A 13,489-nucleotide genomic window follows, 5' to 3' on the forward strand; every position below is an offset into this window, starting at 1 on the left:
GAATAATAAGTTGGGGGATAATTCTTTGATTTAAATCGTTCCAGGCCCTCGTCGTCTTCTGTCATTTCCATCGCTATTTACCAGATCGTTGTAATCATCCATATCCATACCCTTGCTAAACCTTCTGATGTTAAATGAGAAGGTCAGCATAAAATATCGCTGGAGAACATTATTTTGAATGTCCTCAATATAAACATCTGTGACATTTCTTCTAACACTCGTATTTTGTCCTAGTAAATCATAAACATTTAAAGAGATCTCACCTCGCTGGTTCTTGAACACTTTTTTACCAAGACTCATATTCATCAATAGGAAGTTATTGTCAAAACCTTCTGATAAACCTGAATTAATCTGATGGTTTAGATCAAGTCTATAAATAAATCCTTCCCAAATAATCCAACTGAAATTTAATCTTGTTCTTTGGTTGAAATACTTGTTATCCAAATTTGGATTCAGAGTATTTTCTACATTATTAAAAGAAACTCGAGTAGAGATATTAAAATCTACTTGGTCACTGATATTACTGCTGATAGAAATCCCCGTGCTTAACCTGCTTGAATTGTTGAAGCTTAATTCATTATTTACCTGACCTGGTCTTTTGCTATAGCTAAAACCTCCATTAATGTTCAGATTAGATTTGATAAATCCAAAGGGCATTCCATAACTTACCCAAGATCTAAAATCTTGGTATCCATCTAAGTTTACCGGTCTGAATAATTGGGAACCTTTTTCAAGAATAACTCCTCCTGGAAGCTCGGTGGTTTCATCTGCTATGAAAGAGCTATTTGCAATGGAATTCGCTACTATTCTGGATTGAGCGAATACAAACCATGATTTATCCGTATCTGGGTTTCTGCTTCTAAATCTCAACCTAATTCTATTGGAATAGGATTGGTCTAAATCGGGGTTTCCAGTTCTTAGTTGTAGGGGATTAGAATTATCAATAACACCCTGAAGTTGCTGTACAGAAGGCGCATCAGTATTTGTGTCATAATCCAATTCCATATTTGTGTTATCCGAGAACTTATAATCAAACCGGATGGTAGGTAAAAAGGCATCAAATGATCTCTCTAAATTAAATGGTGCAGGAAATCCCTGATTATTTTGAAGTTGGGCATTTTGGTATTGACCCTCTATTTGAAACTGCATTTTTTCGAGTCGATATTGATAACCAAACTCGACTTCTTGTGTTAGATATTTGCTCTCAAAAGTGTTACTAAGTGCTGTATCTAATTCTAAATCCAAACCAGAAGGGTCTTCACTAACTATATCAAACGTTAATTGGTCGGAATCATCTGCGCGATTTCCTATTTCGTACTCCAATTCCATTTGCCCATTCTTTCCTATAGGCTCTGTATAAGAGACGCTTGTTTCCCAGTTCGTTCCAGTTCTATCTCTCGAGATTCTTTGGTTAATTATTTCTGATCTTTCATCTGGTTGGAAAAATGTGTTTTCAGCTCTTCTAAAAGCAAGGTCCTTATCCCAATGATATCCAGCATTCAATCTTACAGTAAGTGATCTTCCTTCCTTATTGAATTTATGGCCGTAATAAAGTCTATTATCAAAATCGAATTCTTTATTTTCTGCTGTACGAACATTCTCGGTTTTGTTTAATGGGCCGTCTAGATTGGTCGATTCTCCTAAGAATCCGGAGTTTTCTTTATCATTTTCTGCTGAAAGTCTCGGACGATAAACAATTCTATTTTTTTCATCGATGTTGTATTCAAGTCTCATATCAAACCGGTGATCCTGATTGGTTCTAGTGTTTCTACTGTTTTCAGTATACGTTTGACCATTATTGGAATCCGTCACATAATCTCGGAAGAGAGAAGAAATCCCGTTATTCTCCCTGGTTCTAAATAAATAACTGCCACTTACTTTTATTTTTTCACCCCATAAGTCAGAATAATTTAAACCTAGTATATTGGTTTTGATAATTCCGTTTTGGGGTCTATTGTTACCCTGCGTATTTGGGTCAGAAGAGTAGTCCAAAACGTTGATATTATTGCTTAGACCGGTAAATGTAATTCGCTGGTCTTCATTGAATGCATTGATACTTGCTCCTAGAAGATATCTATCATCAGTTCCATACCCGGCAGATGTCTTACCAAATTGCCCCTTTCGTCTATTTGGCTTTGTTATAATATTGATGGTTTTCATTCTTTCCCCATCATCAAATCCACTTAACTGAGCTTTTTCACTTTTTTGATCAAAAATTTCTATTCCCTGAATTACTTCTGCTGGAAGGTTTTGCAAAGCAGTTTGTACATCACCGCCAAAAAACGGTTTACCATCAACAAGGATTTGTGTAATGTTTTCTCCTTGAGCCTGTAAAGCACCATCCATCATAGTTACTCCGGGGAGTTTTTCAACCAGGGTTTGTGCACTGGCATCCTTCATGGTCTTAAAAGCATCAGCATTATAGAGTGTTGTATCGCTTTTATTAATGCCTGTTGATCTGCGGGCACTAATGGTAACTTCGCTTAACTCGGTAGCAGTTTCTCTTAAAAGTAAATTTCCCAAATCCACATCCCGGTTTACCTGAATTTTTCTGAATAAGTCCTGGTATCCTAGGTATTGAACTTTGAGTAAAAATTCTCCTTCTTTTATTTCTTGCAGATCAAAGTTTCCATCCAAATCTGAGATCATTCCATCTATTTGAACAGAATCTGTAACAGTCATTAATAAAATCGTAGCATTTGGAATACTTTGCTCCGAACCCGCATCAATAATTTTTCCTTTGATTGAATAGGATTGTGAAAAAGAAAAAGAAATGACTCCCAAAAAAAATAAGAGCGTTAAATAATATTTCATGTAGTTGGTTTTAAAATTTCTCGTTATTTCTTGGAGAAATAAGGGATAGGTTAACAGGTTATTGGTTTAATTAACACAAAGTAAATAGGAATGGCTGTGGATTGATAGGCATTATTGTCTAAGCGGTAAAATGATGAATTAAACTGTGTTTTTTAATAATGTTTCTTGAAATTCCAATTTGGAAAAATGGGTTGTTAGTAGCTGAAAATGAAATCTTTGGAAGATTTAAAGATGTTCTGACAATATTTGTCATAGAATAATGTTTATTTTTATATCATTAATATGTTTATTAAAGTAACATTTATAACTTAGCTGATGTTAAACTATTCAGGTATGGGAAATCAAGATAAAATCAGCATTACTACTAAGACTCTTGCATCGGGAAATCGTCAGGTTAAGTTTTTTATTGAAGACGAAAGGAAACCACAATATGGATATCTGTTGGTAACTGAGCCAAAGCCAGTTGGCGAAATTATTGAAGAAATTAAGCTTCGATTGGAAAGGAGAAAGTCAACTGAAATGAATATGAATCCCTTTTTTCCTGTCAAGGCAAGTCCGGATGATCACAATTTTTACTTATTCTCGGCATGAGTTTCTTAGCTTCAAATCTTAGGTTTTTGAGAAAGCAGAAGGGGATAACTCAAAATGAATTAGCAGATCAATTGGATGTTCAGCGTACAATGATTTCTGCTTATGAAGACGGAAGGTCAGAGCCTAAATTACTGACCTTACAAAAACTTTGTGATATACTTGAAGTTGGTTTAGAGGAATTGTTGGATCATGATATCGAAAAAAACGGAAGGAAAGCGCTTCAAAAAAGAGGAGTTAATATTCTAACAATAGCTACTGACTCTGAGGATAATGAAAATATCACGATGGTTCCACAAAAGGCATCAGCTGGATATTTAAATGGATTTGCTGACCCGGAATATATGGAAAGCCTTCCTCAATTTAATTTGCCTAATCTTTCCAAAAATGCTACCTATAGAGCTTTTGAATTGGCAGGAGATAGTATGCTTCCTTTAATTCCTGGTACGATTGTGATTGGTTCATATGTAGATCAATTGAAAGACATCAAGAGTGGTAAAACCTATGTACTGGTTACTCAGACTGAAGGTGTTGTATACAAAAGAGTGTTTAATTACTTAAGCGAAAACGGGAAATTGTTTCTTGTGTCAGATAATGACCACTATAAGCCATTTGAGGTAAAAGGAGAGGATGTTTTGGAAGTTTGGGAATCAAAGGCATTTATTAGTACAGATTTTCCTAATCCCGGAGATAAAAAGAAACCCATCTCTTTGGAAGATTTGGGAGAGATGATAAAAGATATTCAATCAGACCTTAGAAAAATTAAGGGTTAATTCGTTGCAATTGAATATTAGTACTGGTTCCTAAACTTGGAAAAGTTACTGTTCCAGACCAGGTTTGACCATTTGTTGAAGTAGATAATTTTAAATTTCCGTTGATTTCTACTAATGAATTATAATAGCTAGCAGTAAGTTGATTTCCGTTTATCGAACCAGTTCCTTCCCCAATTTCCACATTGAATACATTGTATTCGATAAACTCAAAGTCTTCATTGTATTGGTTAAATACCAAGGTACTCGTATTTCCTTGATTATCGGACAGGAGCCAATAACCGCTAATGTCCTCAATTAAAGGTTGATTGGATTCTGATTCTGGAAGGGATAGATTATCATAGATTTCAGTCCCCTCAGGATTTGAATCTCTAATATTTTGTAATTCCTCAGTATTCGTCTTTGTTTGATCTTCCTCAACGGGATTTGAAAACTGATCATCTTGCTCAATGGTAGATTGATATGGTTCAAAACCAGTTTCATCATCCGGACTACTTATTAGGGAAATTAGAATGATGATTACTACAAAAATGCCAATAAGCCATAAATAATTTTTAGCTAACCAACTCTTTTGTTTAGGAGCAATTGGCTTGGGTTTTATAATATCAGGTTTAGGCTTTGGAGCCGGCTCTATTATTTTATCTAAGACAGCGACCAATTGATCACAATCATATTTCCATCGGGAACTACTTAATTCCTGGGCATGTCTTCTTGTAAGAGCTTGTAGGTCATCAGGCAACTGCTCCGGAGTTGGCATCACTGCGCCATTAACCAATACAGGGATGACCCGAATGTTTCTTTTTAAAGCTGCAGCAATTTCAATTCTTATAAAATCTCCCTCATGAAATAGCCTTGAATTACCTTCTGCGTCTTTCACATTAATCCAATGGGGACCAATCATCGCAATTAAGACTTTGCAGGAGTTTAATGCTTTATCTATTGCTTGAACAAAGTCCAGCCCAGCCTCCAGAGTTTCTACGTCAAGAAAAACACTCTCTTCTCCATAGACCTCCCGTAAATGGTCTACAAGCCTACCTGCTTCTCCAGAAGCGTCTTGTCTACGGTAGCTTACGAAAATTTTGTTATCAGCCATAAAAAAAGTCTCCGATTACTTGAGACTAATTTAACAAAAAAAGGGAAGTTCAATAGGAAAGATCAAATTGTTAATCATTCAATAAATCACTAAATATTTCTTTGATTCTCTTGACTACGTCATTTGAAGGGTCAATATTGACCACCCCCTTTCCTAGTTCATGCCAAAGTCCGTCGCCACATTCGATATATGCTCCTCTTTTTTTTCCGGGTTCTTCTTTGGCTAACTCATAATGATAGTCGGGAGTAAAGATCAGTTTCATCAACTGAACTGTGTATTCCCAATTGATTTTTCTAGTTTCATTTCCTTCTGTGAATATTACCTCTCTATCTGAAAATCGTATAGTGATGAAGCAATCTTTTATTGTTTCAGTATCCACTAGTCTGTAGTGAATTGTCAGAGGAGCTTCCTTCTTTGAAGTCTCATAAATAGCTTGAATGATATCTTGTCCAAAAACTATCCAATCTTCTTGGTCAGCAGGTACTTTGACTTTTCCTACATTTCCTGATTCAATTGGTTTAATAATTATTCCACCTTCTTCCAAAGATTTACCCGACCATTTCGTGTTTGCTAATTTTTCAGAAATAGCTTTGATCCAAGTGTTATTTAAAGGACCATCATAAGAATAATCATCATTGGGAGTGAACCCTTCATCTAATATTTCATTTTCACTGAGCTCTTCCCGATCAGTATAGTGCAAATCTAATTTTGCCTGTAACTCTCCTTTACTCCAATCAAGTGAAATTCTATAAACATGGCTGTATGGAGGAGGGATGAATCCCGAATCAAACTCGAGTTCAATACCAGTAAGTGTATCGTTTTGAGGCATTGTAAAATTTGCTTTCGGCAAAAGTAATTTTTTTCAATGAATTAGCGGTTATTTGCAAGGTTAAACACAAACTATGGAATCTATATATGAGAAAATTGCAGATGAGATTTATGATAAATCCTATGCAATAATTGATGATTTTATCAGTGAAAAGTTGAGGAGTTCCCTCTTGAAGGAACAATCCGATTTGTTAGATGCAGGAAAGTTTAGGCTTGCCGCTGTAGGGAAAGGTGAAAAAAAGCAAATCAAAACTGAAATAAGGAATGATCAGGTACTCTGGATGGATCCAGATGAATTAAGCAAATACGAAAAGATTTATTGGGAAGAAGTAAATAAAATTAGATTAGCTATAAACCGTCGGTGTTATTTAGGTCTGAAATCGTTTGAAGGACATTTTGCAAGGTTCCCGAAAGGGTCGTTTTATGTGAGACATATCGATCAGTTTCAACAGGTATTATATCGTTTGGTAACTGTAATAATATACCTAAATGATTCTTGGACTCCTGATGATGAAGGGGTATTTCGATTGTATTTACCTCAGGAAGATGGTTCAGAAAAGCTATTGGATGTTCTTCCAAAAGGTGGAAGGCTTGTCGTATTTATGAGTGGTGAAATACCTCATGAGGTTCTACCCCCTAATAAGGAAAGAATTAGTATAACTGGATGGCTTAGAGATATTGATTAGTGGAGCCTTATCTCAACTTTAACAGGTTTGTTTTTTACTTCAAAAGAGGCTTTAGAAAAGCTTGGCGGACCAAAAAGTAAAGTAGGGTTATTCGAAAATCCATATTTATCTATTGGGATGCCGATAGCATTGGTTTTGATTTTTCCGTCTTTATCATCATCATGGAAGACTGAAATTGCATATTTGCCCGGTTTTATCCCTTTAAGAATGATTTCAGCCTTTTTATTTTTAATAGGAAGGCTGATACTTTTTAATGCTTTTTCAGGATTAGAAGGGAAACCTTCTTTGTTATCAAATAATAAAACCTGAATCATTCCTTCATCATTTAGACTTTCCAGGATTGTTAGTTGAATTTCCACCTCAGTTTTAGATTGTATGGTTGAAAAAACTAATAGAAATATTGAGAGAAAAACCTGAATCACTTTAAATCAATTGTTTTTTGGCGGTTGATTTTGCCAGAATCTGTTCGGGTAAATTTTTTAATTAGGTAAACTTCTTTTGGAGATTCATATTTCTCCAAATTGGCTTTTAATTCTTCATGCAAATTTTTTGCCTTTTCTTTCTCTTCTGCATCTGATTCTATAAAAAGCACCAATCTTTGGCCCAAATATTCATCCGGAATACCGAATAGGAAAAAATCTGATTCTGGAAAATGAGTTGATATGATGGATTCCATTTTCGGCTCCAAAATCTCAGGATGAAGCTTAACTCCTCCTGAGTTGATGACAAAGTCGGCTCTGCCCAACCATTCAAAACTATTTTCTGAAACAAGTTTCACCAAATCATTTGTTTGAATAAGTTGTCCATTACTCATTGCAGACTTTGTCCAAATAGCGCCTCTTTTATCAAGGCCAAATTGCACTCCAGGGAGTATTTCATAAATTAACTTACCCTCTTGAATAGACGCCAATGCGATATGCGAAACAGTTTCCGTCATTCCGAAAGTTTGAAAAGCGTTTAGTTTATTTTCTAGAATCAAAGATTTTAATTTTTTGGAAATTGGAGCACCACCAATTAGCAAATAATCGATTTGTTTTAAATCTTCTGAATTTAACTTTAGGCTTTGTTCCACTTGCAATGGAGCCATGGCAACAAACCTTGGATTAAGGTTTTTTGGAAGCGTGGCAAAAGGATTTGAACTAGGTTCAACAAGTGTAATGGGTGATTCCCAAATCATGGCTCTCACGAGCATCATTTTTCCTGCAATATATTTCGCATTCATACAGCATAGGGATTTTATGCCTTTTTGAATATTAAAATATTCTTGGGTTGCCAATGCGCTTTCATGCATTTGTGATCTTTCTACTTTAATAATTTTTGGACTTCCGGTAGTCCCCGATGTTTTTAATTCGAAGAATTGTTGTCCGCTCAACCATTCTTTACAAAATGAAAACCCTTCCACAGCAAATTCAGGTAAATCACTCGGGATACGCTGAAAATCATTTAAAGAGGAGAATCTTTTTGATCCAATAATCAATTCAAACATGGAAAAGGAGATCTTTAATTAATGAAAGTACAAAAACAAACTAACAACAAATTTCGCCTAAGCCTGTTATCTTGCAACCAAAATTGACCTTTAAATTCGAAAATAATGGAGTGGATTACTGTCAAAGAATACGAAGATATCACTTATAAAAAGTGTAATGGCGTAGCTAGAATTGCATTTAATCGGCCAGAAGTAAGAAATGCTTTCCGACCAAAAACAACTTCTGAATTATATGATGCTTTTTATGATGCTCAAGAAGATACCTCAATTGGTGTGGTAATTTTGAGTGGAGAAGGCCCTTCAAAAAAAGATGGTGGATGGGCTTTTTGTTCTGGAGGTGATCAGAAGGCGAGGGGAGAGCAAGGTTACGTGGGAGAAGATGGATATCACAGGTTAAACATTCTTGAAGTTCAGAGACTGATTCGTTTTATGCCAAAAGTGGTCATTGCGGTAGTCCCTGGTTGGGCAGTAGGTGGAGGACATTCACTTCATGTGGTTTGTGATCTGACTTTGGCAAGTAAAGAACATGCTATTTTCAAACAAACAGATGCTGATGTTACCAGCTTTGACGGAGGATATGGCTCGGCGTATTTAGCAAAAATGGTTGGTCAGAAAAAAGCCAGAGAGATATTCTTCTTAGGTAGAAATTATTCAGCACAGGAGGCTTATGAAATGGGGATGGTAAATGCAGTTATTTCACATGAAGAATTGGAAACTACCGCTTACGAGTGGGCGCAGGAGATTTTGGCAAAGTCACCAACTTCTATCAAAATGCTAAAATTTGCTATGAATTTGACTGATGACGGGATGGTGGGCCAGCAGGTGTTTGCAGGAGAAGCGACCAGATTAGCCTATGGAACAGAAGAGGCCAAAGAAGGCAGAAATGCATTTTTGGAAAAGCGGAAACCTAATTTCGGTTCTAATAAGTGGATCCCTTAATAAGTCAGAAAGCTAAATTATGAAATCAAAAAAGGTTCGGGTTTTAATACTCGAGCCTTTCTTGTTTTCTATTCGATAGCCTGATAAACCATCTGTCGCATTTTTTGGTCATAATATCCACTAAAAGGAGCAGTTTGAGTCATCATTATAGAAATCAAATTTTCCTCCGGGTCGATAAAAAAGTAAGTACAGTAGGCACCACTCCAGTAATAAGTCCCTTCAGATCCCAGCGATTTTGAATCTGCTAAATCCTTCACGACTCCAAAGCCAAACCCGAAACCTTGTCCCGGAGCATTGTAAATTCCATTGGCCTGGTCCATCGTCATGATTTCAATAGTTTTAGGACTTACATACTGAATACCGTTCCATTCCCCACCATTGAGAAGCATTTGAGCAAATATTGCATAATCCTGTGCTGTTGAAAACAAGGCATTCGCTCCCGCAAATACTTTATTTCCTGAAACAGGTGTTTGCCTTTCAGCTTTAATAAGTTTTCCGGATTCATCATAAGCATGTAATGTGGCCATTCGTTTAGCTTGACTCTCACTAAGATTGTATCCAGTATCTTTCATCCCAAGTGGATCAAAGAGACGTTCTTGTAGAAATTGTGCTGTGGTCTGCCCGGAAAAAACTTCAATTAGTCTAGCCAAAATATCAGGGGAAGCTGAGTAATACCATTGTTCTCCAGGGTGACCTATTAACGGTAATTTTGCATAGGCACTTACTCGGGCGGCAATATTTTCATGAGGCGTATAATATAGGCCCTGAAGTACCTCTTGATCTACCTTCGACTGCCCTAACCCATGGGAGAAGCCTGCTGTATGACTCATTAATTGATGAATTCTGATTGGAGATTTTGCTGGTTCAAGCCCGCCTTCAGAACCTAATTGGGGATTCTTGGCTACCATTACGTTTTTAAATTCAGGAAGATATTTTGAAAGCGGATCATTCAATTGGAAATACCCTTCTTCATAAAGCATCATAAATGCAGTGGTAATTATGGGTTTTGTCATGGATTGGATAAAAAAGATCTGATCCAAATTCATTGGTTCCTTCGAATTAATATCCCGAACACCCATTGAGTTTTCATGCGCTTTCTCTCCATTTTTATAAATCAATGTTACAACTCCTGCCAAGCGACCTTCGTCAATTTCGGTATGGAGAAAATTATCATATCTGCTCAGTCGTTCTTTTGAAAGACTACTCTTCTCATGAATTACAGTTTGTGAAAAACCTGCATTAGAAATGAAAAGTATCGCTGTAAGGAGTGTTAAAAACTTATTTTTTAGCATTTCGGGCAACTTATTGTTTTTAAAATTTCAATTAATCTATCAAGGTAAGGATTTCAAGGATTAAAAAATCAAAAAAATAAGCCCTTTTAGAAAATCCAAAAGGGCTTATTATTCCGCTATCCCAAATTAAATCTCTATTCTAACTCCTAAAACTTTTAGAAATTCCCGGATCCATGCTGCATGTCCAGGCCATGCAGGAGAAGTTACTAAATTACCGTCAACATAAGCGTCCGTAGCAGGAATATTTTGGAATTCACCTCCAGCTATTTTCACTTCCGGTCCCACAGCCGGATAGGCTGTTAGCTTTCTGCCTTTAACTACTCCTGCAGCGGTTAAAATCTGAATCCCATGGCAAACTGCCGCCACTGGCTTATTTTTATCAAAGAAATGTCTTACGATCTCCAAAACTTTTTCATTGAGCCTTAAATATTCCGGAGCTCTACCCCCTGCAATAGCAATTCCAACATAATCTTCTGGTTTTACATCCTCAAAGGAATAATTCAGAGTAAAATTATGTCCTGGTTTTTCCGTATATGTTTGGTCTCCTTCGAAATCATGAATTGCAGTCTTGATTGTTTCTCCTTTCTTTTTGCCTGGGCAAACTGCATGAACCTCAAATCCAACCATTTCGAGCATCTGGAATGGGACCATGGTTTCATAGTCCTCTGCAAAATCTCCTGTTAGGAATAATATCTTTTTCATTTGAGTTTAAAGTTTAAGATGAAAAATTTCATTTACGAATTAATAACGATATTGAAAATGAAATCATTCGCTTATTAGAATTAATCTTTCCATTACAATTCATAACAGATTATTTTATGAATCATTTAGAAACTTCCTATACAACCCATGATGGGTTGAAGTTATATCTTCAGGCTTGGATGCCTGAAAAGCCAAAGGCTGCAATATTACTAGTTCATGGGTTGGGAGAGCATAGTAGTCGATATTTGCACTTGGTAGATAGACTTCATGCGATCGGGATGGCAGTTTTTACTTTTGATGGAAGGGGACATGGAAAATCAGACTTACCAAAACCTTCTGCATATTTTAATTCCTATGAGGATTACCTGAAAGATATTGATGCACTTTATGGTAAGGTTCAAAAGTATGTGCCTGGAGTCTCAACATTTATTTACGGACACAGTATGGGTGGAGGCTTGGTTGCTGCCTATGTTTTAAAATACCAACCGAAGACACATGGAGTCATATTAAGCAGTCCTGCAATTAAGGAAACTGAAGGGACTTCCAAACTTTTGATAGCAATATCAAGCCTAATCAGTAAGTTGTTTCCTCGAATGAAAGCTCTTAAACTAGACGCAAACAAGGTTTCTAGAATCCCTGAAGAAGTTGAGAAGTATTTAAATGACCCCTTGATTTATACCGAGGCTATTCCAGCAAGGACAGGTTATGAGCTATTGCAAGTAATGAGGTATATTCAAGAAAATGCGACTGATTTTAAATCTCCTCTATTATTGATTCATGGTTCGGATGATGGGTTGACCAATCCCAAAGGATCAGAAATATTATTCAAAAAATCTAAATCAACTGATAAAACCCTCCAGGTTTTTCCAGGAGGTTATCACGAGTTGATCAATGATTTGGACCGGGAAAAGGTCTTCGATCTAGTTGTTGATTGGGTTCAGGAACGAATTTGAGATTTGGGTGTCCCAAGAAGATACAACAGATTGGCAGGGCCTGATTTTATTCGTCCTACCTCCCAATTGAATCTCCCCTGGTTTTTTACTCTCCTAATCAATTCCTCCATTTCAGTTATTGAATAAGTTCTTAAACAAGAGACCATTCCATCCCACCAGACAAACAAAGGAACAATCGGGATAAGGTAGGTAAAAAGTATTCTTAAGAAGGAAAATGGCTTTATAAAAGGAGTGGTAATGAGGACAGTTAAAGGAGAAAAAAACATAGCTAAAAAACTGGGAATACTTCTTTCTTGTCCTTCAGCAGCAAAAATTGGCTGATGCTCATTTACCGCGTTTTCAAGTATTTGGATAGCATCTACAGGTTTGAAATGATGTAAAGAAAGAAACAGTGTTCTCAAGCCTTCAAAATTAGAAGGTATAGATTTGGCATCAATTGATTCTAGAGAGTAGGAAATATTATCTGCTTGTTTTGAACTATATTCAAATGCTTTTCGATTTGGGAAATAGTCTGTCAGAATGATTTTTAGATTTGGTTTCTTTTTAATCAGCTCGGCATTGATGGATAGGATTCCACCACCACCTCCTGAGGCAAGATCAACAATCGTATCTGTGGGAGAAGATTCCAAACCTTTTTCTATTAAAGGAACGAGAGGAATAAACATACCAGTCTTGTTGGTTAGAAATTGAAGAAAATCGGTTCCAAAATCCCTAAGAAAAGAGGGGAACCACTTTTGATCTTCAAATTCAAATAAATTTATTCTGTCCATTTCTCAGCAATTCCTTGCTGAATTTAAGGCTTTTAAATCAAATTTCTCCAAGTAAGCTATTGATATTCAATTGTCTGGTATACATATGAATTGAACCATCGGAGTTCTTAGGCCAATCAGCTTTTGGTCGATCCCAATACAATTCAACTCCATTTTCATCTGGATCATCCAAATATAGAGCTTCTGAAACTCCATGATCTGCCGCCCCTGTGAGAGGGTAATTAGCATCGATCAGTCGCTTTAGCAAAACAGCCAAATCCCTTCTCCTCGGTAACAGAATAGCGGTATGAAAAAGACCAGCTGAATTTTTTGGAGCCGGTTTGCCTCCTTTGCTTTGCCAAGTGTTTAAACCTATGTGATGATGATAGCCCCCTGCTGAGATGAAGGCCGCATCTTTGCCATACATAGTGACCAATTCAAATCCCAAAAGACCTTGGTAAAAATCCAGTGATTTCTGGATATCGGAAACTTTAAGATGAATATGTCCTATTCTAGATGCTGCTGGTATTGTATAAGGAGGTAATTCCATGGTTTAATGTTCAAGAGGTCATCTAATATAAAAAGTAAA

14 protein-coding genes are annotated in these 13,489 nt (G+C 36.5%); 5 read left to right on the plus strand and 9 right to left on the minus strand.

From position 1 onward, the window contains the following. Nucleotides 1-30: 30 nt before the first annotated feature. The gene (locus tag AAGF08_RS02875) at nt 31-2,814 is read right to left on the minus strand and encodes an outer membrane beta-barrel protein (protein WP_343509438.1); all 2,784 of its coding nucleotides are present in this window, start codon (nt 2,812-2,814) and stop codon (nt 31-33) included. Nucleotides 2,815-3,147: 333 nt separating this feature from the next. Between AAGF08_RS02875 and AAGF08_RS02880 the strand changes: the two genes are divergently transcribed. Both AAGF08_RS02880 and AAGF08_RS02885 read left to right on the plus strand, forming a co-directional pair. After that, complete coding sequence (locus AAGF08_RS02880; protein WP_343509440.1) at nt 3,148-3,405, plus strand: hypothetical protein; 258 nt, start codon at nt 3,148-3,150, stop codon at nt 3,403-3,405. Next, entirely contained in the window at nt 3,402-4,175 is a 774-nt protein-coding gene (locus AAGF08_RS02885; RefSeq protein ID WP_343509441.1) for a LexA family transcriptional regulator, read from the plus strand. The genes AAGF08_RS02880 and AAGF08_RS02885 overlap by 4 nt, the downstream gene beginning before the upstream one ends. On the opposite strand, the gene AAGF08_RS02890 is transcribed toward AAGF08_RS02885, so the two are convergent. Both AAGF08_RS02890 and AAGF08_RS02895 read right to left on the minus strand, forming a co-directional pair. Beyond that, the gene (locus tag AAGF08_RS02890; protein WP_343509442.1) at nt 4,165-5,265 is read right to left on the minus strand and encodes a toll/interleukin-1 receptor domain-containing protein; all 1,101 of its coding nucleotides are present in this window, start codon (nt 5,263-5,265) and stop codon (nt 4,165-4,167) included. The genes AAGF08_RS02885 and AAGF08_RS02890 overlap by 11 nt on opposite strands. Before the next feature lie 70 nt (nt 5,266-5,335). Further along, nucleotides 5,336-6,094 carry a hypothetical protein gene (locus AAGF08_RS02895; RefSeq protein WP_343509443.1) on the minus strand — a complete coding sequence of 253 codons (759 nt, stop codon included), beginning with the start codon at nt 6,092-6,094 and terminating at the stop codon, nt 5,336-5,338. Nucleotides 6,095-6,167: 73 nt separating this feature from the next. On the opposite strand from AAGF08_RS02895, the gene AAGF08_RS02900 reads away from it, so the two are divergent. Further along, complete coding sequence (locus AAGF08_RS02900; RefSeq protein ID WP_343509444.1) at nt 6,168-6,779, plus strand: 2OG-Fe(II) oxygenase; 612 nt, start codon at nt 6,168-6,170, stop codon at nt 6,777-6,779. Here AAGF08_RS02900 and AAGF08_RS02905 read toward each other — a convergent pair. Both AAGF08_RS02905 and AAGF08_RS02910 read right to left on the minus strand, forming a co-directional pair. Further along, nucleotides 6,776-7,138 carry a DUF2141 domain-containing protein gene (locus AAGF08_RS02905; RefSeq protein ID WP_343509446.1) on the minus strand — a complete coding sequence of 121 codons (363 nt, stop codon included), beginning with the start codon at nt 7,136-7,138 and terminating at the stop codon, nt 6,776-6,778. The two genes, AAGF08_RS02900 and AAGF08_RS02905, sit on opposite strands and share 4 nt — an antisense overlap. A gap of 59 nt (nt 7,139-7,197) precedes the next feature. Further along, nucleotides 7,198-8,265, minus strand: coding sequence for an AMP-binding protein (locus tag AAGF08_RS02910; protein ID WP_343509447.1), 1,068 nt, complete (start codon nt 8,263-8,265; stop codon nt 7,198-7,200). A 105-nt stretch (nt 8,266-8,370) separates the two neighbouring features. Between AAGF08_RS02910 and AAGF08_RS02915 the strand changes: the two genes are divergently transcribed. Continuing rightward, nucleotides 8,371-9,204, plus strand: coding sequence for a 1,4-dihydroxy-2-naphthoyl-CoA synthase (locus AAGF08_RS02915; RefSeq protein ID WP_343509448.1), 834 nt, complete (start codon nt 8,371-8,373; stop codon nt 9,202-9,204). Nucleotides 9,205-9,272: 68 nt separating this feature from the next. Here the strand turns inward: AAGF08_RS02915 and AAGF08_RS02920 are convergent, their stop codons facing one another. Together AAGF08_RS02920 and AAGF08_RS02925 are read right to left on the minus strand one after the other, a co-directional pair. Further along, nucleotides 9,273-10,496: a serine hydrolase domain-containing protein gene (locus tag AAGF08_RS02920; RefSeq protein ID WP_343509449.1), complete on the minus strand. Its 1,224-nt coding sequence runs from the start codon at nt 10,494-10,496 to the stop codon at nt 9,273-9,275. Between the two features lie 126 nt (nt 10,497-10,622). After that, complete coding sequence (locus AAGF08_RS02925; protein ID WP_343509450.1) at nt 10,623-11,198, minus strand: DJ-1/PfpI family protein; 576 nt, start codon at nt 11,196-11,198, stop codon at nt 10,623-10,625. A 116-nt stretch (nt 11,199-11,314) separates the two neighbouring features. Between AAGF08_RS02925 and AAGF08_RS02930 the strand changes: the two genes are divergently transcribed. Then, nucleotides 11,315-12,151, plus strand: a complete 837-nt coding sequence (locus tag AAGF08_RS02930; protein WP_343509451.1) for a lysophospholipase — start codon at nt 11,315-11,317, stop codon at nt 12,149-12,151. Here AAGF08_RS02930 and AAGF08_RS02935 read toward each other — a convergent pair. Both AAGF08_RS02935 and AAGF08_RS02940 read right to left on the minus strand, forming a co-directional pair. Continuing rightward, a complete protein-coding gene (locus tag AAGF08_RS02935; protein WP_343509453.1) occupies nt 12,136-12,921 on the minus strand; it encodes a hypothetical protein in 786 nt (261 codons plus the stop codon). The genes AAGF08_RS02930 and AAGF08_RS02935 overlap by 16 nt on opposite strands. 37 nt (nt 12,922-12,958) lie before the next feature. Then, the gene (locus AAGF08_RS02940; RefSeq protein ID WP_343509454.1) at nt 12,959-13,450 is read right to left on the minus strand and encodes a VOC family protein; all 492 of its coding nucleotides are present in this window, start codon (nt 13,448-13,450) and stop codon (nt 12,959-12,961) included. Nucleotides 13,451-13,489 lie beyond the last annotated feature (39 nt).

The sequence above is a fragment of the Algoriphagus sp. SE2 genome (genome assembly GCF_039563885.1).
Classification (GTDB): Bacteria; Bacteroidota; Bacteroidia; order Cytophagales; family Cyclobacteriaceae; genus Algoriphagus.

What these genes read in the sequence shown, in the direction of transcription:
- AAGF08_RS02910 (WP_343509447.1), bottom strand. Translation starts at nt 8,265, where the DNA reads ATGTTTGAATTGATTATTGGATCAAAAAGATTCTCCTCTTTAAATGAT.
- AAGF08_RS02895 (WP_343509443.1), bottom strand. Translation starts at nt 6,094, where the DNA reads ATGCCTCAAAACGATACACTTACTGGTATTGAACTCGAGTTTGATTCG.
- AAGF08_RS02930 (WP_343509451.1), top strand. Translation starts at nt 11,315, where the DNA reads ATGAATCATTTAGAAACTTCCTATACAACCCATGATGGGTTGAAGTTA.
- AAGF08_RS02935 (WP_343509453.1), bottom strand. Translation starts at nt 12,921, where the DNA reads ATGGACAGAATAAATTTATTTGAATTTGAAGATCAAAAGTGGTTCCCC.
- AAGF08_RS02900 (WP_343509444.1), top strand. Translation starts at nt 6,168, where the DNA reads ATGGAATCTATATATGAGAAAATTGCAGATGAGATTTATGATAAATCC.
- AAGF08_RS02880 (WP_343509440.1), top strand. Translation starts at nt 3,148, where the DNA reads ATGGGAAATCAAGATAAAATCAGCATTACTACTAAGACTCTTGCATCG.
- AAGF08_RS02875 (WP_343509438.1), bottom strand. Translation starts at nt 2,814, where the DNA reads ATGAAATATTATTTAACGCTCTTATTTTTTTTGGGAGTCATTTCTTTT.
- AAGF08_RS02915 (WP_343509448.1), top strand. Translation starts at nt 8,371, where the DNA reads ATGGAGTGGATTACTGTCAAAGAATACGAAGATATCACTTATAAAAAG.
- AAGF08_RS02920 (WP_343509449.1), bottom strand. Translation starts at nt 10,496, where the DNA reads ATGCTAAAAAATAAGTTTTTAACACTCCTTACAGCGATACTTTTCATT.
- AAGF08_RS02890 (WP_343509442.1), bottom strand. Translation starts at nt 5,265, where the DNA reads ATGGCTGATAACAAAATTTTCGTAAGCTACCGTAGACAAGACGCTTCT.
- AAGF08_RS02940 (WP_343509454.1), bottom strand. Translation starts at nt 13,450, where the DNA reads ATGGAATTACCTCCTTATACAATACCAGCAGCATCTAGAATAGGACAT.
- AAGF08_RS02925 (WP_343509450.1), bottom strand. Translation starts at nt 11,198, where the DNA reads ATGAAAAAGATATTATTCCTAACAGGAGATTTTGCAGAGGACTATGAA.
- AAGF08_RS02885 (WP_343509441.1), top strand. Translation starts at nt 3,402, where the DNA reads ATGAGTTTCTTAGCTTCAAATCTTAGGTTTTTGAGAAAGCAGAAGGGG.